The organism is Streptomyces sp. NBC_00306 (genome assembly GCF_036169555.1).
In the GTDB taxonomy this organism is placed as follows: domain Bacteria; phylum Actinomycetota; class Actinomycetes; order Streptomycetales; family Streptomycetaceae; genus Streptomyces; species Streptomyces achmelvichensis.
Genome location: NZ_CP108032.1, coordinates 65,650 through 86,047 on the forward strand (window position 1 = coordinate 65,650; position 20,398 = coordinate 86,047).

The following is a 20,398-nucleotide window of genomic DNA, read 5'->3' on the forward strand; positions in this document are numbered from 1 at the left end:
CCACGCGGGGCGGTTCGCGACTGAGGGAGGAGCGGGCGTCAATCTATGGGAGGTTGAGGAAGGCGGCCCACTCGGCTAGGGGTCTCCTTGCCCAAGGGCTACCGGGGCAGCTATCTGCCGACGGATGTCCGGCCGATCATGCTGGTCCGCTGTCAGTTCCGCCTTGTCACTCACCTGGCGACTGCGGCGTCCAGGAGTAGAGGAAGCCCGCGCCGCACCGCGGAGCACTATCCGGGTGCTCGTGCGGCAACGGATCCCGAACCAGGTGAGCGCGGCGTTCCTCCGAGGCGCCCATGGCCCGGACGTTCGCACGGCCCTGAGACAAGCTCAGGCCACGGTTCGGGCCGCCCTTGACCTCGTCGGCATCATGGTCATTGCCCGTCATCCTCCCAGAAGCAGACCGCGCAGATCTCATGGCTACCGCGCTCGGCGAGCGTCACGTAGCCACAGCACGGACACCAGTACAGGCCGTCTTCCACCCTGCCGAGCATCTTCATGAAGACCATGGCGGCACTGTGGCAGACGGATACGCCTGTGGACCCGCGAATTTGCGCGTCAGGCGGGACACGCCAGGGGCACGAAGCCCCTACCTACCCGAGCCACCGCCGGCCCCGCCTCTCCCGGTAGTGTGGCGATCTTCGGCAGGCGAAAGCCGTACGGAGTCCTCGAAGGCCGGGCACATCATGCATCTCGCCGACCATCCCGCGCGCCGCCGCCTCAGCGCCGCTCTGGACAACCTCGCCGTCACCTTCCACGGCATGACCGCACGTCCGGACGAGCACAACTGCGAATGCCACTGGGGCAGCCCCGAGGATCTCTCCCTTCTGAAGACACCGAACGTGGAGCTGGAGCCGGATCTCTTGCGCCGGGCCTGGCAGGCGACCGACTGGACCGATCACGCGGCCGTGCTGCGCCGCGTCCTGCCGCAGTTCGCCACGGCACTGGTCGCCGGTCGCACGGAATACTGGTTCGGACCGGAAGACGCCGGGTACTCCTTCGCCCGCGGCCGCTGGCAGCAGTGGCCCGACCATCACGCCGGTCCGGTCCGTGAGTTTCTGCATGCGTGGTGGGCGCAGAGCCTCACCGATCCGGATGCGATCGTCCCGGCGCACCAGGTCTTCGTGATGTGTGCCGAGGCGTCCGGAACACTCCGGCCGTGGCTCGCCGAATGGGAGAAGCAGACCGGGTGTCTCAGCGACCGGCATCTCGCCGAGGCGGCGGTGACATGGGAGTACGAGCTCCTCGGAGACAGCCTGCCGTGGAGGGTCGGCTGGTACGAGCACGACGAGGAGGAGATGCTCGCCGAATTGGTCGCCTGGCTCCTCGACCACGCCTCGGTGCGGCTCCGGGAGTCGGGCGCATCGGCGGATCTGCGGCACCGGATACGTCTGCTCGGACTCACCGGCGAGGACCGCTGGACGGATCCGCACTGGCCCGGCCACCGCTACTGACGATCGGCGGGCGCGACCTCGGCGCCGGACCGCGTCGCCAACGGGCTGTACGGATGCGCTACTCGGCGGCCAAGAGTCCGGGTGCAGGGACTGGTCCCCCGCGGATTCTCTGATGTCGCCCGGCAGTTGAGTGCCCCCAGGGGCCGGCCCTCACCGGTGGTGTGAGTGAGGGCCGGCGCCTGGCCGGTTGGTGGAAGGGGCAGGCGCGTCATCCGGCGGGCAGACTGGGGCTCGGTCAGGGTGTCCAAGCCGCAGGTCGCTTTTCGCAGAAGGCCAGGGCTCCTTCGGCGGCCGAGTCCGTGTCGAAGACGGGTGCCGTGTAGGGGTCCTGGACGGTGAATGCCGCATGGTCGTCGAGGCCGCGGGCGGCGTCGACGACCTGGCGGGTGATCCCGACCGCGTGGGGGGAGTTGCCGCTGATCCTCCCGGCGAGGGCGATCGCGGCGTCCAGGGCCTTGCCCTCGCCGGTGAGCTGGTTGACGAGCCCGTGCCGGGCGGCGTCCGCGGCCGGGAGCGGAGATGCGGTCAGGAGCATTTCCATCGCCAGGTGGTGAGGCAGGCGGCCCGGTAGGCGAATGGCTCCGCCTTCTGAGGCGATGAGGCCGCGGGCTACTTCGGGCAGCGCGAAGAAAGCGGAGTCGGCGGCGGTGACCAGGTCGCAGGCAAGGACGAGTTCGAAGCCGCCAGCGACCGCCGCCCCTTCGACGGCGGCGATGAGCGGCTTCGACCGACGGGCGCGGGTCAGTCCGGCCAGTCCACGGTCCGCGACCCTCGGCACTCCTTCGTCAGGGAAGGCTTTGAGATCCATGCCGGAGCAGAAATGGCCGCCCGACCCGGTGAGGACGCCGACCGCAAGGTGGGGATCGTCTTCCAGGGCCGTCAGTGCGCCGTCGACGGCGTCGGCCAGCGCCCGGTTGATCGCGTTACGGACGCGGGGCCGGTTCAGGGTAATGACCAGGACGCCGTCGCGGCGCACGGTCAGCACCACGGGTTGCGTGGATCGCGTGCTCATCATGTCCTTCCGGAACAGGAGGTGGTGCAGTCGGAGAGAAGAGGCGTCAGCGCCGGACGAGGGGCAGGGCAGCGAGTCCGCGCATGACACGGGCCGGGCGCCAGGGCAATTCGTCCGCCGGCTTGGCCAACTCCACGGTGGCGAGCCGCTTCAGCAGCAGGGGGAAAGCCACGGCGCCTTCCAGACGTGCCAGGGCCGCACCGATGCAGAAATGGGGCCCGTACCCGAAGGCGAGGTGATCGCTGGGTGTGCGGCCCAGGTCGAGAAGGTCGGCGTCCCGGAAGCGCTCCTCGTCACGGTTGGCGGACCCGATCAGAAGACTCACGATGTCGCCCGTACCAATGGTCCGGCCGTGCAGGCCGATCGGGGCAGCGGCGCACCGGAATGTCGCGTCCCGGACAGGCGAGTCGTAGCGCAGGAGCTCCTCGACCGCGGTGGTGACGAGACGGGAACCGGCTCCCTGCGCGGCGAGACGGGCGGCCTCGGTAGGGTGGCGCAGCAGGGCAAGCATCCCGTTGCCGAGCAGGTTCGTGACTCCTCCGCCCCGTAAACGGGGTGGCTTCTCGCTATGCCTGGTTGGCGTCGCGACGGACCAGCCCGGCCCGTAGAACGTTGGTTGCTCCGACGACGTCAGCGTGTGCCCGGTGGCCGCACGAGAGGCAGCGGAACTTTTCTTGGGTGGGCCGGTTCTCCTTGGCGGTGTGCCCGCATTCGGGACACGACCGGGAAGTATTGCGGGGGTTCACGGCCATCACTTCCCGCCCGGCGCTTTCAGCCTTTGCGTTCAGGATCGCGAGGAACACCCCCCAACCGGCGTCGGCGATCGAACGGTTCAGCCCGGCCTTCGCAGCGGCCCCGTTGGGCAGGAACGCGCCTGGCTGGTCGGGGTCGAGCTTCGGCGCGGGGGCCTTGCTCATGTTGCGGATCTTGAGGTCTTCGTGCGCGATGAAGTCGTGCTCACGGACCAGGCTGAGCGCGGTCTTGTGCGCGTGGTCGAGCCGCTGGCGGCGTACCTTGCCGTGGAGCTGAGCAACCTTGTCCACGGCGCGCTGGTGGTTACGGGTGCGGTCCTTGGCCTTGCGGCGCGGGAAGCGGCTCAGTGCCTGCTGCGCGGCTTCGAGCTTCGCGGCAGCCTTGCGTGCGTGGCGCGGGTTGGCGACGTGTACCCCGTTGGAGTCGGTGAGGAACGAGGCAATACCGAGGTCGATGCCGACTACTGAGCCGGTCGCGGGCAGCGGCTCGGGCTGAGGCTGCTCGGCGGTCAGCACAACGAACCACTTACAGCCCTCGCGCTTGACCGCCACGGTCTTGACCTTGCCGATCACCGCGCGGTGCTGGTTGACCTTGACGTGCCCAACGCCCTGGAAGCGGACCCGGGTGACGGGGTCGTGCGGGGTGGAGTCCCACCGGCAGCCGTCCCCGTCCTTGGGGAAGTCCACCGTGTCGAACCAGTTCACCCCGCGAAAGCGCGGGTAGCCCGGGGTGTCGCCGGACTTGACCCGGCGGAAGAACGCGGAGAACGCCTTGTCGAGACGGCGCAGGGTGGCCTGCTGCGAACTGAACGACCAGCGGCCCTGACGCTCCGGATCGAACGCCCGGATCTCCTTGAGCTGCGCGGACTGCTGCCTGTACTTCACGCTCGTCTTCGAGGCGTGTCGATAGGCGTCGCGGCGTTCTTGCAAGGCCCCGTTGTAGAGGGAGCAGTGATCGCGCAGCATCTCGCCGAGCGCGGCTTGCTGGCCCACAGTGGGCCGCATGAGGAACTTGTACGCGCGGATCATCCAGCCCACCCCCTCCCGGCCGGTTTCCCTGATCCTACTACATTTGGTTCATGTCACCACGCTGGGAACCAAATGCTGATATTCGCCGGGGCCGTCACGTCGTCAACAACCTGCACGCGCATTTGGTGTTCGTCACAAAGTACCGGCGTGAAGTCTTCAACGACGACATGCTGACGCGCTGCGAAGAGATCATGCGGAACGTCTGTACCGACTTCGGCGCGGACCTGATCGAGTTCAACGGTGAAGAGGATCACGTGCACCTTCTGGTGCACTACCCGCCGAAGGTCGCCCTGTCGGCCCTGGTGAACTCGCTCAAGGGCGTGTCCTCCCGCTACCTGCGGCAGGAGTTCACCGGCCGCGTCAACCGCTTCATCATGCACGGCCGGTTCTGGTCGGGTTCCTACTTCGCCGGGTCCTGCGGTGGCGCGCCGCTGGCGATCGTCAAGCAGTACATCGAACAGCAAAAACGCCCGCTCTAACCTGGGGGTCAGAGCAGTCCTGAGATCGGATTCCCTCCCCGCCTGAAGGCGGGGATTCCCTCCGAAGAAAGGGATGGACGTGTCGTGGCCGACCAGCAACAAGAGGTAGGCGGTAGAGCGCAGTTCCTCCTCGCTGATCGTCCCGCTCTCGTCGCCGGCGCGCAGGAGGGCGCCGAGCAGGTCCATGGTGCCGGGCCCTTCGCCGGACCGCTTCTGGGCGATCAGCGCGTCCAGGAGCCTGTGCAGTTCCCGTTCGGTGCGTGCCGGATCGGCGGATACCTCGGGGGCGATGGTGGCCATGAGGGTGTCTCTGGTTTCCGGCGTGTCCAGGTGTTCGGGAACGCCGAGGATGGCGCAGATCATCCGGAACGTCAGCGGTGCCGCGAAGTCCGCGATCAGATCGACGTGTGTGTGGTGCTCGACCCGATCCAGCAGCCGGTGCGCGACCTCGCGGATGAAAGGTTCCAGGATGGCGGTGCGGCGGGGCACGAACGCGGTGTTGACCAGGGTCCGCAGCCGGGTGTGGTCCGGCGGGTCGGCGTGGACCAGGTGCCGGTTGAAGCCGGCCGGGCCCGGTACGTATCCCGGAACCCGGTCCGGGTCCTTGCTCAGACGGGCATCGGTGAGCAGAGCGCGTACGTCCTCGTAGCGGGAGACCTGCCACACCACGGGCCGTCCCGGCCGCCGCTCGACGTACGCGGGCGCATGGCGGCGCAGCCACGCAAGGTACGGGTAGGGATCCCGTACCCGCGCGGCCACAAGGTCGGGCGGCGGGTGGGCGGCGTCAGCAGGCACGGCTTCTCCAGCACAGTGTTGATCAACAGACGCCCCACCAACGAAGCCTCTCACCAGGAGATACGGCAGCACATGACCCTGCTGGCGCACCCGATTCCGCCGGGAGGAACACGTGTAAGCCCAGCGCACTCGATCACGCGCCCTCCTCGAGGCCGCGCTACCCTCCCCGCACTGCCCCCCTGACCCGGCCCCTACGTCCCGTCCAGGATCGGACGGACCGGTCAGCCCGCAGTCACCTCGCTGCGCACCACCGTTGAAGCACTGGCTGTCCCCCGGCCCTCGGTTCCGTCCACTCCTGACGGTGCCGCACGCGCCGCGTTCGGGCAGGTAGATGGGCCTGCGGCGCCGTTCATTCTTTCGCCGGAACACCCCTCTTCCTTCAGCAGGGGGAGTCGAGGAGTGCGGTTGAATGTGCGAGGTGACAGCTTCCTCAAGTCGGTCGTGGTGAGAGGCTCCGGCGGCGGACCGTGGCATGGTCGGCCACGGCGACACCGTGTGCCGGTGCTCGTGGTCCTGTTGCTGTTCCCTCTGGTGGTGCTGGTCGTGGACCTGCTCACCCCGCCCGACATCCGGCTCGGCCCCGTGATGGTGGCGGCACCGGTCCTCTCGGCCGCCTTCCTGGGGCCGGCCGGTGTGCTGCTGGTGGTCCTGGTGACGACCCCGTGCGTGGTGCTGGCCGCCGCCGCCAACCTTCAGTTGAGCGCAACCAACTTTCCCTTCCAGTTCGGAGCGTTTGTGCTCCTGAGCCTGGCCGCTCTGGCCGCGAGCGACGTCCGCCGGCGGCGGGAGCGCGAATTGGCGAACTCCCGCTGGGTTGCCCAGGTGACCCAGCGCATTCTGCTCCGTCCGCTGCCGCGCCGAGCGGGCACCTTCACCCTGGCATCGCTCTACCGCGCCGCCGACGAAGAGGCCGCGATCGGCGGTGACCTGTACGCCTCCGTCGAGCGCGACGGCTGCATCCGGGTCCTGCTGGGGGACGCTCAGGGCAAAGGCCTGGCCGCGCTGGAGATGGCCAACTCCGTCCTGAACTCGTTCCGGCGGGCGGCACGGCACCACAGCCGGCTGGACGTCCTCGTCGCCGAACTCGAAGCCGAATTCGGCGAGGACATGCGCGACTGCGCCGCTGCACGTGCCGAAGACGCCGACATCCGCGGCAAGCATCTGGACGAGAGCTTCGTCACCGCCGTCATCCTCGAGGCCGCCGACCACGACAGCAGGATCTCCCTGATCAACCTCGGACACCCGCCGCCGCTGCTCGTGATGCACGGCACGGTCACCACGCTCGAGCCGACCGTCTCCATGCCACCGATCGGCCTGGCCCGCTTCAACGGGCCGGACCTCCAGGTGCGGACCCTCGACTTTCCCTCAGGTGCCACCGTCCTTCTCTACACCGACGGTGTGATCGAGGCCCGCAATACCGCCGGCGTCTTCTACCCGCTCGCCGACCGGATGCGCTCGTGGACCCATTTGGCACCAGGTGATCTTCTGACCGCCGTCCACGACGACCTTCGGCAATACGTAGGCACCCGATTCGCCGACGACGTGGCGATGGTGGCCATCCGCCGCACAGACCCGCCGGTCGCGTCGCAGCACCGCGAGACGGTCCATCGTTCGGACGCGTCGCCGCACGGTGCACACTGCGTCGACACGGTCACGCGGGACGACCGGGACGCGCACTCGGATTCCTGACGACATGCTCGATTCGGTGGTCCAGTGCGCACGTGCGTGTCGGCCTTGCTGCCAGTCGACGATGATGCGATTCAGCAGGGTCTCGAGCGGGAAGGCCCGCCTGCGAGCGGCCGGCCGGGGCCTCGAGGGCCCTGGGTTCGAGGGCAGCCCTCAGCTGGAGAGGGTGTAACGGAACATGTGCAGGGTCCAGGATGGCTCGGCGGTCGGCTTCGTCGCATACTGCTCGGCTCCCATGGCTGCGTAGAACGGCGCGGCGTTCGGATCCGAACCAACGATGAACTCAGATCGCCCGAGCTCGCGCGCAGTCTGGATCGCATGCTGCCAGAGACGCTTGCCGTAACCCTTGCCGATCTCGTCGGCGTCAACGAAGAGCTTGTCCAGGAGCAGGTCACCGTCTCCCTCCGTGAAACCGTAGAAGCCAAGCCTCTTACCATCCTCCTCCAGGACGAAGACCGGGTTGTTCCGCACATAGGCATCCGAAATCGCCCGAGCATCACCCGCCCAGTCGAAGTAGCCCGGTGGGTACCCCCAGTGAGTCGACGATCGCTCCTGGAGCCTTTCAAGCTCACCGGCCTCGTCAGGTTCGGCGCGTCGGATCCGCCTGGCACCGTTGGTTGACACGGCACGGACCACCCTTCTCGATCGCTGCCTGTAGCCGTCGATCCGACTAGATCACGGTTCCATGCTGACGAGCCACACCACCCGGAACAGAGGACCGGCGTCGTCCACCACGTGAGCCGATACGGGATCAGGCAGCTACGACGCATCGGTGCTCAGGCGCTACTTCCGGGAAGACCTCCCACAGGCCGTCCGGCCGACCGCAACGGCACCCGGTCACGTTCGCCGGCTGACAGTCGCCGCCCGGGCCAGTGGGATGCCCCGGACACCTCAGAAGATGCTCAAGTCCCTTTCCGTGCCGCCGAGTTCGACGACAGACTACTCACGACCGCACGGCACCAGCCGTGCACAGTATTCATCCGGCGCGCCTCGCCGGAGAAATCGGGGGATCCATGAGAAGCCTCGCCCATGGTGCAGTGGTACTCACACTCGTCTCGGGAGGAATAGCCATCACGGCGCAGCCGAGCTTTGCTGCCTGTGCGCCCGAGAAGCCGATCTTCAAGATCTCCAACGTGAAGGTGGCCTACCGCCCCACCAACGTGATGAGCGACTTCATCAAGGGTCCGGGCTCCATCTCGTACTCGAAGTCCAAGGCTGCGACCTCCACTTGGACAGGCTCTGCGGGCATCGGCGGAGACATCGGCGCGATCATCGCCGAGGCCAACATCAAGATCGAGGGGTCCTACGCCAAGGCGTGGACCAAGGACACCACCTGGACCTACCGACTGGACATTGCCAGCGGGAAGACCCAGCGCATTCGAATGTTCCACGCGTCGAAGTCCTTCTCCGTGGCCAAGAAGACATTCAACTCCGGCCAGTGCAAGTGGAAGACGGTCTACTCGGGCAAGAACGTCATCGTGCCGTCAAAGAGCAATGTCAATGTCTGGAAGCGAGAGAACCTCTAACTCCGGCCACGGACATTTTCCGAGGGCGTCGTGGACCGCACCAGGTCCGCGGCGCCCTCTGGGCGTCCGGTACCAGTTGCCCCACGATCCCGGCGCCCACCCCGGGGTGACCATGTGCGCAGGCCAGGGCCCGGCCAGCAGCCACCTCCCGCTCATCGATAACGGCACCGTCCGGTGGGCTCGTGATGCAGTAGGCGCCGTGAGCCCGCCGCCTCCTGCGAGCCGATGTGCGGGACGGTCGTACACCCTATTCGGCGTGCAGGTGCGCGAGCGTCGTGATGATGCGTTCGGCGATGTCCGGCGGCCATGGGAAGGCGACGGTCACCGACCGCTGGTGGGCGAGCCCGTGCAGGCCCAGCCACAAGGCCACGGAGTCGGCGACCAAGTCGGTGCTCGTGGCGTAACCCGCCGCGACGCAGTCGCCGAGGGCGCCGCGGAGCAGTGCCAGGTTGGCATCGCCGAGGGAGGAGATGTCGGTGTCGGTCAGGGTGCCCTCGCTCAGATCAGGCATCCAGAGTCCACCGAACATCGTGCGGTAGCGCCCGGGGTGGTCCTCCGCGAAGGTCAGATAGGCATGGCAGACGGCGAACAGCCGCTGCCGCGGATCGTCACCGGCGTCGAGGGCGGCGCTCAGCTGCCCTTCCAACTCGGCGAAAGCCTGTTGCGCAACGGCCAGCATGATGGCCGGCTGGTCCGGGAAGTGGCGGTAGATCGAAGGGGCGGCGATCCCGACCCGCCGGGCGACGGATCGCAGCGTGATGGCGCTTTCGTCGCCGGTCTCCTCGAGGAGTTCGACGGCTGCGGCCACGATGTCGTCCCGCAGACGGGCACCCTCCCCCCGCCGGTTGCGCGTGCGGGCGGGCGTCGGAGCGGTCGTCGCGGTGCCGTCTTCTTCCATCCCGTTATCTTACACAAACAACCTTACAGTTGTTACCTCTTGTTTGAGTGACCTCTCATGCGTAGCCTTACGACTGTAAGCAAACGCAGCGAGACGTGGAGTCCACCATGACCAACGGCGCCCTCACCACCACCGTCACCGAGGTCCTCCTGCCCGGGAAGGTCGAGCCGAGCGGGCTGGAGGTCCGCACCCGCGAGCTCCCGGCCCCGGCTGCGGGGAAGGCAGTTCTGCGGATGGATGCGACCGGCATCTCCTTCGCCGAGCAGCAGATGCGTCGCGGCAAGTACTACGACCAGCCGCCCTTCCCCTTCGTGCCCGGATACGACGTGGTCGGCACCGTGACCGCTGTCGGCCCTGATGTGGATGCCGCGATGATCGGACGCCGGTTCGCCGCGGTGACCAAGGTGGGCGGCTGGGCCAGTTCCCTGCTGGTCGATGCTGCGGACCTGGTGGCCGTGCCGGACGAGGTCGGCGCCGCCGCCGCGGAGACCATGCTGGTCAACGGGATCACGGCCTGGCAGATGCTGCACCGGACCGCGAAGGTGCGCTCCGGCGCGACGATCGTGGTGCTGGGCGCCAACGGCGGCGTCGGTTCCACGCTCGTGCAGCTGGCCCGGCATGCCGGCATCCGGGTGATCGGCACGGCGTCCGCGCGTCACCACGAGACGGTGCGCGAGCTCGGCGCGATCCCGGTCGACTACCGCGACCCGGACATGTACCAGCGCATCCGCGAGATCGCGCCGGACGGTGTCGACGCGGTGTTCGACCACGTCGGCGGCGCCGGCCTGGAGGAGTCGTGGCGGCTGCTGCGCCGCGGCGGGACGCTGGTCTCCTACGGCACCGCGGCCACGAAGGACGAGACCGGCAACTCGCGGTTGCCCGTGCTGAAGTCCTTCGCGCGACTGGCCCTGTGGAACTGCCTTCCCAACGGCAAGAGCGCGCACTTCTACAACTTCTGGGCGGGAAAGCGTCGCCTGGACGTCTTCCGGGCCCGGCTGAGCGAGGACCTCACCCAGGTGTTGCGGCTGCTCGCCGGGGGCGTACTCACCCCGCAGATCGCGGCGGAGTTCCCGCTGTCCGATGCCGGTTCGGCGCTGGCGCTCGCCGAATCGCGCACCGTCGCCGGCAAGATCGTCATCGTCCCGGACGTGCCCGGGCGTTGACCGCAACAGCAGATCACCCTCACACCCACGGGAACCGCCGAGGCGATGGGCACCTGCTGCCCGGGGAAATCCTGGCCGCGGCAGCGGGGTTGCTCGACTCCGGGGGCGGCAGGGCGGTGACCTTGCGTGCCGTGGCCCGGCGGACTGGGATCGCCTCGATGTGGCGCCCGGCCATTACCCCAGAGGTAATCGCACTGCGCAACCACCCTCGGCTAGGTTCCGGGTCATCGCTCACATGCCCGGAACGAAAGGAGCCCCGTGGTGCCCGCTTACGGATTCGCTCATCTCCGCAGCCGACGGAATCACTCCGACATCATCGAGTACCTGGAGCGCATCCAGGCAACGCTCGACCCCTTCGCCGGCCACTTCGTCATCCACGGTCCGCCGACCGAAGTCGTAGAAGGTACGTGGCCCGGCAGCATGGTGCTGATCGAGTTCCCCAGCGTCACCGAAGCCCGTTCCTGGTACGACTCCCCCGCCTACCGCGCCATCCTGCGTTTGCGTACCGACCACATAGAGGGCGACCTGGTGCTGATCGAGGGCGTCGGTCCGAACTACGACCCGGCCGAGCGAGCGCGCACGTTGCGAACAGAAGCCGACCGAGCGGGCCGGTCGACCGCGTAATCCTGCTGCCGCTTCCTGGGGCAACGAGGTACTACGGACTCGTAGTACACATCAGTATCCGGAGGCCGTCACCGGCGAAACGGCTCTCCCACGGCTCCTCCAGGCGCAGCCAGGACGCTTCCGGCTGGGAGCAGCCCGGACTCATGCTGTGCCGTACACGCGCCTCACATCAGAACCCTGCCCTGGCCCCGACGAGTTGCTGCGCCACTACGAGCGCGTCTGCAGCAGCGTGAGTTCCTGCCGCGAACTGTGCCATCGGAGCCGGTGGAAGGTAAATATGTCGACAACGCCCCTCGACGCCCGGCAAAGTGGCCGTCCGTGACGAGCAGTGAACTGTGGACCCGTGCGACCGCCGACCGCTACGACGCCGAGGAGACCGAACGGTCCTCGGCTGCGGTTCTGGGACCGACTCTCGCCTTCCTCGCCGAGCTCGCCGGAGAGGGCCGGGCACTGGAGTTCGCCATCGGAACCGGACGAGTGGGCGTCCCGCTCCGGGAACGCGGCGTGCCGGTAGTGGGCATCGAACTGTCCGAGCACATGGCCGCGGTTCTGCGGCGCAAGATCGACGAGAGCATGCTCCCGGTCACCATCGGAGACATGGCCACCACCGTCGTCCCTGGGCGGTTCACCCTGGTCTATCTCGTCTACAACACCATCACGAACCTGCTCACGCAGGACGAACAGGTCGAGTGCTTCCGCAACGCCGCACGTCATCTGGAGCCCGGCGGGCGGTTCGTCATCGAGCTGGGCGTGCCGCCGCTGCGGTTCCTTCCGCCCGGCCAGTTCGCGGTACCGTTCGACGTCTCCGAGCAGCATCTCGGCTTCGACACCTTCGACCTGGTCGAGCAGATTCTGGTCTCGCACCACTTCACCCGCGACGACGAGAACGGCCACTACCGTCGTGGCACCTCGCGGCACCGGTACGTCTGGCCGGCAGAGCTCGACCTGATGGCGCGGATCGCCGGGCTCGAGCTCGAACGTCGCGTCGCGGACTGGGACGGAGGCCCGTTCGCCCAGGACTCCCAGAAGCACGTCTCCGTGTGGCGCAAGCCCATCTGAGGTCAGCCACCGGCTTGTCCGTGCGGGCCGAGCCCGGCCTGTAACTCCCAGCGGCCAAGCCGCGCTTCTGAGCTGAGGCCGAGTCGGAGCGCTCGCACACCTCCGCGTGAACGTCCCGCACAGTCCGGACACCGATCTCTCCCGTCCTGGACGGTGGTCCCTCATCCGCACGTCCTTGGGGACGATGCGGGCCCGCACCGCCGCGGCGATCACAGCCGCGCCGCTGCTCGCCATCGCCGCCTGCAGCGAGTCCACAAGTGATGGAGCAGCTCAACGCGCCCCCCAGGGACACGGGCTTACCCTGGCCGGCGCTGCGACAGGCGATGGAGAGACGACACCGCCACGTCCGAGCAATCGACGCAAGGTGTGGATCGTTGACGTTCCGCGTGTCAGGGCAGGTGGGACAGCAGCAGCTTGGTGAGACGTTCGGGTGTCCGGAGCGGCAGGTAGTGGTCGGCGTCCGAAATCGTCTCGCCACAGGCGCGGGGGATATCGGCGACAAGTCGCTCGGCGATCACCGCAATCTCGGGGTGATCGTGTTCGCCGTGGACGACCAGCGTCGGCGCGGCGATGTCTGCGAGGTGTGGTTCGGCATCACGGCCCATGGAGAGGACGCAGTGCTCTTCGCTCACGACTCGCTGCTCGGCGTTCGAGGCGACCATCGTCTCGATGAGCTCTCCTCCGGGAGCCGTACGGCCCATGGCTGCCCAGATCGCCAGTTCCAGTTCGGCCAGGGTGGCCGTCGCGCGCTCGCGCCGGGCCGTGGCGTAGGCCGACAACTCGGGACTCTGTGGCCAGACATGACCGCTGACCGAGGCACCGATCAGGGCCAGTGCGGTGACGCGCTCCGGGTGCGCGAGGGCGAAGTCCAGCGCGGTCTCCCCGCCCATGCTCAGCCCGACGAGCGCGGCGCGACGAAGGCCGAAGTGGTTGAGGACAGCGCGCAGATCTTCGACGTCGCTGAACGGCTTGTCCGGACGCGTTGAGCGTCCCAGCCCGCGGGCGTCGTAGCGGATCACGTCGTGGTGGCGGGCCAGTTCCGGAACGATGGCATTCCACAGGCGGGAGTCCATGCCGGCGCCGTGCAGCAGCACGACCGGGCTTCCCGTGCCGTTGCGCTCCACCCAGAGCCGACCGCCGTCAGGAGCAGGAATGCGGACTTCACGCGGAGGCACGTCAGATCGTTCGCGGGAGTTGGTTGTCACGCTGCGATCATTTCAGAGCATTCATCCAGGAGGCCACGTTCGAAGCGGACGTTCGAAGCGGACTCCGGCCTGGACGAGCGGGGACCAGGTGTGAGCCGTTGACGGCTCTCCAGCGGGCCTGGGCGGCCTCAACGCGCCTGACACCGTGGGCGGCCTCGCAGCTCGTGAGCCGGCGCCCTGGTGACCTTCGTGCGCAGCCGTACGGCGGCAAACGTCGACTCCATGGTGTTGGTCGTCCGAGGAGTTGGTCGTCCGAAGGCGGATCCAGTGGTCGGCCGGATAGTCGAAGAACTCCAGCAGCACATCCTGGCAGTGGGTGATCTTCGCGAGGGCCTACCTGACTCCAGTGCTTTTCTCGACTGCGGCCAGGTACTCATCCACAGTGAGCACGGAGTGGGCGAACAACGGGTACCGGCCGACCATGCTGTCGTACTCCTGCTTACCGCCATCAGAGGCCGTGGCGTCCTTCAGCATCGTGACGTGGTATCCGCGTTCCATTGCGCCACGACCCGTCGATTCAACACACATCGAGCCGATCATCCCGGCAATGGCAAGGTATTCCACGCCTCGCCGCTGCAGCTGCGTGTCCAGGTCCGTTGTCATGAAGACATCGATGTTCTTGTGCGGCGCAAGTGCCACTTCGCCGGGGCCGGGCGTGAAATCAGGGTGAAACTGCACCGCCCATGTCCCCTGCTCGAAAAGCCTGCTCTCGAACATTGCCTGATGTATGCCCGACTTGTGTCGCCAGTTTCTGTACTCATCGTCACTGTAGGACATACCGGAAAAGAAGATGTGCAGACCGTTCCTTCGCGCCCCCGCCAGAAGGCTTTTCAGATTCTCCACCACCCCGATTCTCTCAAATTCTTCCTTGTACTGCGGGTATCCTTTCCCGTTTTCTGCGAAGACTTCATTGACCGTGTCAATGAGAAGTAGTCCGGTGCATCCAGGGGGGTATTCGTTTTCCTGCATGACCTCCGCCTTACTGCCTGGGTTGCACGAGGAATCGCCAATCGCCCCACCCTCGACCACCCGGACCGGAACGTGCACAGCTATCCGCCCCAGATAAATTCTGTGTCCTGCGCATGCGGGTCGCAAATCGGGGGTGATTCGCTCTCGGTAAATGTGGAGGTCACGCGTGCCTGAAGGTCCACAGCCCGGAATGGCAGCACCCGTCGCTCCATGCGGGTCCCGCGTTCCAGGGCGAGTTGCATCAGGGGGCGAGACTCTTGGACGGACCAGGGCCGGGGCTCAGCGCACGGGAAAGCCGAAAGAGTAGCCCCGCTCCTTGAGTCGGGGGAGGAGCCGGCGCAGGGCCTCGACCGTCTGCGTGCGGTCACCGCCCGCGTCGTGGAAGAGAAGTGTCGGTCCGCCCGGCAGCTCCCGCTCGACGGTGGCGACGATGACGTCCGTACCCGGACGCTCGAAGTCCTTGGTGTCCACGTTCCAGCCCAGCGGGCGCATGCCCCGGGAAGCGGCGAGCTTGCGGCTGTAAGGCGTGAAAGCCCCACCGGGCGCCCGGTAGTACATCGGCCGTACGCCCCCGGACGCCTTGGTGATCATGCGTTCGGCGTCGAGGATCTGCTGCGACTGGTAGGTCTGGGAATCCTTGTCCATGGCGGTGTTGTGCGACACCGAGTGGTCGCACAGCCGGTGTCCGGCCGCGACCACCTTCTTCACGAGGTCCGGGTGCGCCTGCGCCTGCGTCCCCACCATGCAGAACGTCGCCTTCACCCCGTACTCCCCCAGCACGTCCAGCACTTGAGGGGTCCACACGGGGTCGGGGCCGTCGTCGATGGTGATGTTGACGCCCCGCGCGCCCGCTTCCGAGGCGTGCGCGATGGTCGCTGCGACCTGCTTGATGTCGCTGCCCGGCGTGGCCGGCGCGGCCGTTCTCGATGACGAGTCCACGGCACCGGCCTGCGCGGTCCACACCGAGGCACCGGTGGCGAGCAGTGTCACCCCGAGCGCCGCCCCCATCGCCTTGCCGTACCAGCCCCGCCCGCCGCCGTGCTGCGCCATGTCCGCCCCTTCGCCGAGTCCTCGCCGCTCCCCGGTCACTTTGCGACCGCCCTGCAGGACGAGACAGGCAGGCCCATGGATGCGTCCGTTACCAAGCACGGACAATTCCGGGAGAGACCGCAGACAACTCTTCCGCGCACAGGCCGATTGGCCAGGGGCCGGGCAGACGGCTTGCCGGCACGCCACGGGAGGCAAGCGTCATGAGCGAGCCACTCCCCCGCCTGCCGACGCCCGTCGCTTGTAGCGGTGTTCGATGAGGGCGAGTTCGCTCCCATGTGGGCACAGGTGATGGACGATCCGGTGCGTGAGCGGCTTTCGGCGTCCAATGGCAGACCGCCTCGTCCGGCCGCCGGACACCGAGCCAGGTCGAACCGCCGCCGCATCAGCTCCTGACCGCGCTGGGTCGGTCAGCACCGAACGACGCCAGTCTGCTCCGCCGCATCGACTTCGAGGGCGGGCGCTCAGAAGGGGCTGACTCTCGCGCAGTACGTCGATGTCCACATCGCGGAGACTCGGCGCGCTTCGTTCGCAACCTGTCGCCCAAGCCCAGCCCACCCCAGGGGCAGCGACAGCGACAACCGCAGCTCGCTGGCTGACGGTAGATCAGGAAAGCGCCAAACCGCCCTGAGGGCGCTCGCCATTCAACCGTGTGGGCCGAGTCACACATTCAGTCCGCGCCTACGTTGTCTACATCACAGCGCAAATGTCCGTTTAGCCCCATGCTCGGAACAGACACGGACGCCCGAAGTGCAGCCCATCTCCACGCTCTTGGGCTCGAAGGATGAAATCGGCCCACGGCACAGCACGTGTGTGTCCATCCCTGCCCCCCTCTCTGTTCCCCCGTTTTCCCTTGGAAGGTGCTCCAGCATGGCCGCATACCTCTGCCCTCCTGCCGTGATACACGGCGAGCACGCCGTCAAGACCAGCCAAATAGTGGCGGAGGTCAGCGACCGGCACGCGCATGCGGCGTGGGCGCCGCGGATCGACGGCATCGCGGCCAGTACGGGCATCGAGACTCGCGGGTGGATGCTGCCCCTGGAGACCACCGTCGCGCCCGGCAACGACAGCGGCCTGCGGACCATCGGCGTCGAACCGGCCCAACAGGCGCTGACACGCGACGGGTTCACCCAGCAGGACGTGGACCGCGTGGTCGCCGCCCTCGAGACCATTCCCGCGCCGCAGACCGTCCAGGAGCGCACGGCGCCGGCCTGGGAGGCTGTGCAGTCCTATGGGGAGCGTGCAGCGCGGGGAGCGCTGCAGTCAGCCGGGCTGGATGCCTCGGACGTCGACTGTCTGATCACCAGTCACTCCACCACCCCGGCGCTGCCCGGACTGGACATAGCCCTGGCCAACAAGCTGCCGCTCCGCAACGATGTGATGTTGCTGCCGGCCACTCAGTGGGCCTGTATCGCGGGGACCCGCTCCCTGGCGCTCGCGGCGGACCTCGTGGCCGCCGACCCCGATCGGGTCGTCCTGGTCGTCATCGCGGAGGCGCTGAGCACGACCTACCAGCCCGCGGACGACACTCTTGAGTCCCTGATAGTCCGGTTGCTGTTCGCGGACACGGCGGTCGCCGCGGTGGTCACGGGCCGCCCGAGGCTCGAATCGATATTGCGGCTCGACGCCGCCTGGCACCACACCCTGCCCGGCACCCAGGACCTGCACCGCCTGGAGACACGGGCGGACGGCACCCACTTCGTGATGGACCGGCGCGGGCCGCGCGCCGTGCAGGAGACCGTCACGGCAATGTGGGACTGGCTGCGCGTCCGTCACCAGGACTCCCCCGGCTCCTGGCACCCTGACGTGCTTCTCGCCCACCCCGGCGGGACCAGGGTCCTGGAGTACATGGAGCAGACGATGCCCGAAACGTGGCCTGGGGGGCTGCTCGACTACAGCCGGGACAGCTACACCAGCGGCAACCGCGGAGGCGCCGCCGTGTTCGACATCCTGCGGCGGGCGCATGACGCCGGGCAGCAGAAGCCCGGCAATCGCGCCGTTCTGTACGCGGCGGCACCGGGCCTGACGGCCACCGCCCTGGAAGGAGAGTGGCTGTAGTACGAGGCTGCGCCACCCACACGGAAAGAAGCCGAAGAAGCCACTCCGCGCTCCCGTACGCCGGCCGCGTCCCCGACGCAGAGCAGCGTCACCTCGCGACTTCCGCCCAGACGACCTTCCCGGTGTCCGTCCACCGCACCCCCCACCGGGTCGTGAGCCTGTGCACGACGCTCAGGCCACGACCGCTGTCGTCGAGAAGGTCGCCCCGCTTCAGGCGTGGCCTGCCGTTGCCGGTGTCGCCCACCTCGCACAGCAGACCGTTGCCGGCCCTGATCAGCCGTACCGTGATGGGACCGGCAGCGAAGCGGACCGCGTTCGTGACCAGCTCGCTGACCAGCAGCACCATCTCGTCCCGGGTGTCGTTCCTGGTTCGCCATTGCCTCAGCAGCGCAAAGACCTGCGCTCGGGCGCGAGCGGGGGCGTCCAGGCGGGCGGGCAGCCGCCAGGTCGCCGTGTCCCCCTCGCGGTAGCCGATCATCCGCGCGAGCAGGAGCGTCACATCATCGCGCTGGCGCGCGGGAGCCAGCGTGGAGACGACGTGCCGTGCGGCCTGCTGCAGGGCATCCCAGGGGTGCACCGTGGACACGACGTCCGCCAACCTGTCGATGCCTTCGTCGATCGACAGGGCGGGATCCTCGACCAGGCCGTCGGTGTAAAGAGCGAGCAGGGAGCCCGGAGGGGCGACGAAGGTGTGCACGTCGAACGGTTCCCGCAGCGCGAACTCTGCGCCCAGGCCGGGGTGAGGGCGCAGCGCGAGCGGTACCGCGTGCCCGTCCGGCGTGACCAGGACCGGGGGCAGGTGGCCGGCACTGGCCAGCGCCACGTAGTGACTGACCGGGTCGTAGAGGGCGATGCAGCAGGTCGAGCCGAGGGCGCTGTACCCGGCCGCCAGCCCGGACTCCGCGTCATCCAGCAGCGTCACCGTCTCGTCCAGGTGCTCCAGTACCTCGTCCGGTGCGAGCCCCGCGGACAGCAGCGCGCGGGCCTCCATACTCAGCTGGCCCATGGTTGCCGCAGCTCCCAGGCCGTGACCGACGACGTCACCGACCACCAGCGCGGTACGGCCGTCCGGCAGCGGAAAGCTGTTCACCCAGTCGCCGCCGACGCCCGCGCTGTCGGGAGTGGCGGGCTGGTAGACGCTGGCGATCGCGATGGTGTCGCCGCCGGTCCGTGGCAGGAGTCGGCGCTGCAGTGCCAGCACCTGCGTGTGCTCTCGCTGGTGCTGACGAGCCAGGTCGACGTGGTGGGCGGTCCTGGCCACCAGTTCCTGCAGGTCGAGCAGCTCGCTGTCGCGGAAGGGGTTGTCCGCCCGCCGCCAGACCTCCGCCACGCCCAGTACGACGGGCGGCACACCGTCCAGAACCAGCGGTATGCAGGCCACACCCGCCGACCGGTCGACGGGCACGAGGGCACGCACCACTCGTGGGCTCTGGAGCACCCGCTCGACCGCCTCGCGGTCGGGTATGACGATGGTCTGCGGAGCATCGTTCCGAAGCACCGCCTGCGCCAGCAGACGACTCGCGTCGCCGGGGAGGTCGTCGCCCGGTGTCACATAGCCCTCGGGCCAGGCCCGGTCCGGCACCAGGGCTGCCCTCCGCAGTCGGATGCGCCTGCGCACCTGGCCGGTGACGCCTTCACCCGTCCACACGGCGAAGTCGAGGTCGACGGCGGCCACGTCTCCCCAGGCCAACAGGGACTCCGCCAGCGACTGGGCGGTCTCGCCGATGTCGAGCGACGTGCCGATCGCGGTCTCGGCGGCGTACAGGTGCAGCCTCTTGGCCATGGCGATGATGGAGACGGTCAGGCCCTCCTCAGGCGCCGCGGCAGGCAGGATGCTCAGCGAGACCACCAGCTCCGACCCGTCGCGGCGGCGCAGGCGCTGGATTCGGGCGACATGCGGCTGACCGGTCTCCACGACCTGCCGCAGCCGCCGTGTGACCGTCGGTACGTCCCAGGGAGGCAGGAGGTCGACGAATGGCTTCCCGGCCGCGGCGTCCAGACCCGCGAACACGGGGGCGTCCAGATTGCAGCGGGTGATCATCAAATCCTGGTTCAGGTTGACCGCGCCGAGAATCTGCTCCTGATGGCCGGCTGCCAGGCTGTCGGGTGCGGGGTGGCGCGCGGCGCGGTCCCCCTGCGCGTCGGCGGGATCGGCGGCCGGTCCACCGCGCGGGTTGTAGCGTCCCAGGGCTCGGCTGACCTGGTCGAACGCCGACGAGGACGAAGGGAGATGTGTGGAGTCCATACGACTCTCTCAGCAATCCCCGGCGCAGCACCGGGGCTGTAGTCGGACCCGTGCGAGGGGCCCCGAGATCCCTGACGGCACACCTCATTGAACAACAGCAGGAGCCGCTTCGCCCACACCAGCGCATGCGCGGTGACAGTGGACGGTGACGGCGTGCCGCGGCCCGTGGGGGCTGTGCTCACCCTTGCCGGGGCCGCCAGGATGCGACGACGGGCGCGGGAGCACTGGTTGCTGGAGGCACGTGTCGGCCGGTTTGACTCCGGCCTGCAGCAGCCGGCTCAGGGTCCGCTCATCGACGCACTTCTCATCCTCTGCCGGCGCTGCGGGCGTGCGCAGACGTCGGCTCCTCGAACAGGATCAACGAAACCGACCGTCTCGTCTACTTTCCCGCCGGTCGGAA

The 20,398-nt window shown here is 68.1% G+C and carries 20 protein-coding genes and 1 pseudogene; 9 read left to right on the forward strand and 12 right to left on the reverse strand.

Annotation, left to right across the window (positions count from 1 at the left end; translation table 11 throughout):
- Positions 1-166 precede the first annotated feature (166 nt).
- Together OHA05_RS38190 and OHA05_RS00310 are read right to left on the reverse strand one after the other, a co-directional pair.
- Complete coding sequence (locus OHA05_RS38190) at positions 167-415, reverse strand: CPCC family cysteine-rich protein (protein ID WP_443043605.1); 249 nt, start codon at positions 413-415, stop codon at positions 167-169.
- Positions 372-506: a CPCC family cysteine-rich protein gene (locus OHA05_RS00310; RefSeq protein WP_328859368.1), complete on the reverse strand. Its 135-nt coding sequence runs from the start codon at positions 504-506 to the stop codon at positions 372-374. The genes OHA05_RS38190 and OHA05_RS00310 overlap by 44 nt, the downstream gene beginning before the upstream one ends.
- 177 nt (positions 507-683) lie before the next feature.
- Between OHA05_RS00310 and OHA05_RS00315 the strand changes: the two genes are divergently transcribed.
- Positions 684-1,451, forward strand: coding sequence for a hypothetical protein (locus OHA05_RS00315; RefSeq protein WP_328859369.1), 768 nt, complete (start codon positions 684-686; stop codon positions 1,449-1,451).
- A gap of 235 nt (positions 1,452-1,686) precedes the next feature.
- On the opposite strand, the gene OHA05_RS00320 is transcribed toward OHA05_RS00315, so the two are convergent.
- Genes OHA05_RS00320 through OHA05_RS00330 form a run of 3 tightly spaced genes read right to left on the reverse strand, consistent with a single transcriptional unit; the run spans position 1,687 to position 4,244 of the window.
- Positions 1,687-2,463 carry a crotonase/enoyl-CoA hydratase family protein gene (locus OHA05_RS00320; RefSeq protein WP_328859370.1) on the reverse strand — a complete coding sequence of 259 codons (777 nt, stop codon included), beginning with the start codon at positions 2,461-2,463 and terminating at the stop codon, positions 1,687-1,689.
- Positions 2,464-2,509: 46 nt separating this feature from the next.
- Positions 2,510-2,974: a cytochrome P450 gene (locus OHA05_RS00325; RefSeq protein ID WP_328859371.1), complete on the reverse strand. Its 465-nt coding sequence runs from the start codon at positions 2,972-2,974 to the stop codon at positions 2,510-2,512.
- A gap of 55 nt (positions 2,975-3,029) precedes the next feature.
- Positions 3,030-4,244, reverse strand: coding sequence for an RNA-guided endonuclease InsQ/TnpB family protein (locus OHA05_RS00330; RefSeq protein WP_328859372.1), 1,215 nt, complete (start codon positions 4,242-4,244; stop codon positions 3,030-3,032).
- A gap of 50 nt (positions 4,245-4,294) precedes the next feature.
- On the opposite strand from OHA05_RS00330, the gene tnpA reads away from it, so the two are divergent.
- From tnpA to OHA05_RS00345, 3 genes are all read left to right on the forward strand, one after another.
- Positions 4,295-4,723, forward strand: coding sequence for an IS200/IS605 family transposase (gene tnpA / locus OHA05_RS00335; RefSeq protein ID WP_328859373.1), 429 nt, complete (start codon positions 4,295-4,297; stop codon positions 4,721-4,723).
- 84 nt (positions 4,724-4,807) lie between these two features.
- On the forward strand, positions 4,808-5,701 hold the full coding sequence (locus tag OHA05_RS00340; RefSeq protein ID WP_328859374.1) for a hypothetical protein: 894 nt from the start codon (positions 4,808-4,810) through the stop codon (positions 5,699-5,701).
- A 318-nt stretch (positions 5,702-6,019) separates the two neighbouring features.
- Positions 6,020-7,207: a PP2C family protein-serine/threonine phosphatase gene (locus OHA05_RS00345; protein ID WP_328859375.1), complete on the forward strand. Its 1,188-nt coding sequence runs from the start codon at positions 6,020-6,022 to the stop codon at positions 7,205-7,207.
- A gap of 150 nt (positions 7,208-7,357) precedes the next feature.
- On the opposite strand, the gene OHA05_RS00350 is transcribed toward OHA05_RS00345, so the two are convergent.
- Positions 7,358-7,828, reverse strand: coding sequence for a GNAT family N-acetyltransferase (locus OHA05_RS00350; RefSeq protein ID WP_328859376.1), 471 nt, complete (start codon positions 7,826-7,828; stop codon positions 7,358-7,360).
- 413 nt (positions 7,829-8,241) lie between these two features.
- Here OHA05_RS00350 and OHA05_RS00355 point away from each other — a divergent pair, with 413 nt between their 5' ends.
- A complete protein-coding gene (locus tag OHA05_RS00355) occupies positions 8,242-8,730 on the forward strand; it encodes a hypothetical protein (RefSeq protein ID WP_328859377.1) in 489 nt (162 codons plus the stop codon).
- A 247-nt stretch (positions 8,731-8,977) separates the two neighbouring features.
- Here the strand turns inward: OHA05_RS00355 and OHA05_RS00360 are convergent, their stop codons facing one another.
- Positions 8,978-9,628: a TetR/AcrR family transcriptional regulator gene (locus OHA05_RS00360; RefSeq protein WP_328859378.1), complete on the reverse strand. Its 651-nt coding sequence runs from the start codon at positions 9,626-9,628 to the stop codon at positions 8,978-8,980.
- 107 nt (positions 9,629-9,735) lie between these two features.
- Between OHA05_RS00360 and OHA05_RS00365 the strand changes: the two genes are divergently transcribed.
- The 3 genes from OHA05_RS00365 (at position 9,736) to OHA05_RS00375 (ending at position 12,474) form a co-directional block, all read left to right on the forward strand.
- Entirely contained in the window at positions 9,736-10,791 is a 1,056-nt protein-coding gene (locus OHA05_RS00365) for a medium chain dehydrogenase/reductase family protein (RefSeq protein ID WP_328859379.1), read from the forward strand.
- A gap of 261 nt (positions 10,792-11,052) precedes the next feature.
- On the forward strand, positions 11,053-11,415 hold the full coding sequence (locus OHA05_RS00370) for a DUF1330 domain-containing protein (RefSeq protein ID WP_328859380.1): 363 nt from the start codon (positions 11,053-11,055) through the stop codon (positions 11,413-11,415).
- Positions 11,416-11,733: 318 nt separating this feature from the next.
- Positions 11,734-12,474: a class I SAM-dependent DNA methyltransferase gene (locus OHA05_RS00375; RefSeq protein WP_328859381.1), complete on the forward strand. Its 741-nt coding sequence runs from the start codon at positions 11,734-11,736 to the stop codon at positions 12,472-12,474.
- 389 nt (positions 12,475-12,863) lie between these two features.
- Here the strand turns inward: OHA05_RS00375 and OHA05_RS00380 are convergent, their stop codons facing one another.
- The 4 genes and pseudogenes from OHA05_RS00380 to OHA05_RS00395 all read right to left on the reverse strand — a co-directional run bounded on the left by OHA05_RS00380 (position 12,864) and on the right by OHA05_RS00395 (position 15,698).
- Positions 12,864-13,679 carry an alpha/beta fold hydrolase gene (locus tag OHA05_RS00380; protein WP_328859382.1) on the reverse strand — a complete coding sequence of 272 codons (816 nt, stop codon included), beginning with the start codon at positions 13,677-13,679 and terminating at the stop codon, positions 12,864-12,866.
- 21 nt (positions 13,680-13,700) lie between these two features.
- Positions 13,701-14,012: pseudogene (locus tag OHA05_RS00385) on the reverse strand (hypothetical protein); the annotation flags it as partial.
- Positions 14,013-14,648 carry a cysteine hydrolase family protein gene (locus tag OHA05_RS00390; RefSeq protein ID WP_328859383.1) on the reverse strand — a complete coding sequence of 212 codons (636 nt, stop codon included), beginning with the start codon at positions 14,646-14,648 and terminating at the stop codon, positions 14,013-14,015.
- 279 nt (positions 14,649-14,927) lie between these two features.
- Positions 14,928-15,698: a polysaccharide deacetylase family protein gene (locus tag OHA05_RS00395; RefSeq protein WP_328859384.1), complete on the reverse strand. Its 771-nt coding sequence runs from the start codon at positions 15,696-15,698 to the stop codon at positions 14,928-14,930.
- Between the two features lie 867 nt (positions 15,699-16,565).
- Between OHA05_RS00395 and OHA05_RS00400 the strand changes: the two genes are divergently transcribed.
- Complete coding sequence (locus OHA05_RS00400) at positions 16,566-17,753, forward strand: type III polyketide synthase (RefSeq protein WP_328859385.1); 1,188 nt, start codon at positions 16,566-16,568, stop codon at positions 17,751-17,753.
- 88 nt (positions 17,754-17,841) lie between these two features.
- Here OHA05_RS00400 and OHA05_RS00405 read toward each other — a convergent pair whose 3' ends face one another.
- Positions 17,842-19,998 carry an ATP-binding SpoIIE family protein phosphatase gene (locus tag OHA05_RS00405; protein ID WP_328859386.1) on the reverse strand — a complete coding sequence of 719 codons (2,157 nt, stop codon included), beginning with the start codon at positions 19,996-19,998 and terminating at the stop codon, positions 17,842-17,844.
- Between the last annotated feature and the right edge of the window lie 400 nt (positions 19,999-20,398).

Excerpts from the sequence above, each read along its gene's own strand:
- OHA05_RS38190 (WP_443043605.1), bottom strand. The coding sequence starts at position 415 with ATGAGATCTGCGCGGTCTGCTTCTGGGAGGATGACGGGCAATGACCAT.
- OHA05_RS00310 (WP_328859368.1), bottom strand. The coding sequence starts at position 506 with ATGGTCTTCATGAAGATGCTCGGCAGGGTGGAAGACGGCCTGTACTGG.
- OHA05_RS00315 (WP_328859369.1), top strand. The coding sequence starts at position 684 with ATGCATCTCGCCGACCATCCCGCGCGCCGCCGCCTCAGCGCCGCTCTG.
- OHA05_RS00320 (WP_328859370.1), bottom strand. The coding sequence starts at position 2,463 with ATGAGCACGCGATCCACGCAACCCGTGGTGCTGACCGTGCGCCGCGAC.
- OHA05_RS00325 (WP_328859371.1), bottom strand. The coding sequence starts at position 2,974 with ATGCTTGCCCTGCTGCGCCACCCTACCGAGGCCGCCCGTCTCGCCGCG.
- OHA05_RS00330 (WP_328859372.1), bottom strand. The coding sequence starts at position 4,244 with ATGATCCGCGCGTACAAGTTCCTCATGCGGCCCACTGTGGGCCAGCAA.
- tnpA (WP_328859373.1), top strand. The coding sequence starts at position 4,295 with ATGTCACCACGCTGGGAACCAAATGCTGATATTCGCCGGGGCCGTCAC.
- OHA05_RS00360 (WP_328859378.1), bottom strand. The coding sequence starts at position 9,628 with ATGGAAGAAGACGGCACCGCGACGACCGCTCCGACGCCCGCCCGCACG.
- OHA05_RS00365 (WP_328859379.1), top strand. The coding sequence starts at position 9,736 with ATGACCAACGGCGCCCTCACCACCACCGTCACCGAGGTCCTCCTGCCC.
- OHA05_RS00390 (WP_328859383.1), bottom strand. The coding sequence starts at position 14,648 with ATGCAGGAAAACGAATACCCCCCTGGATGCACCGGACTACTTCTCATT.
- OHA05_RS00395 (WP_328859384.1), bottom strand. The coding sequence starts at position 15,698 with ATGGCGCAGCACGGCGGCGGGCGGGGCTGGTACGGCAAGGCGATGGGG.
- OHA05_RS00400 (WP_328859385.1), top strand. The coding sequence starts at position 16,566 with ATGGCCGCATACCTCTGCCCTCCTGCCGTGATACACGGCGAGCACGCC.
- OHA05_RS00405 (WP_328859386.1), bottom strand. The coding sequence starts at position 19,998 with ATGGACTCCACACATCTCCCTTCGTCCTCGTCGGCGTTCGACCAGGTC.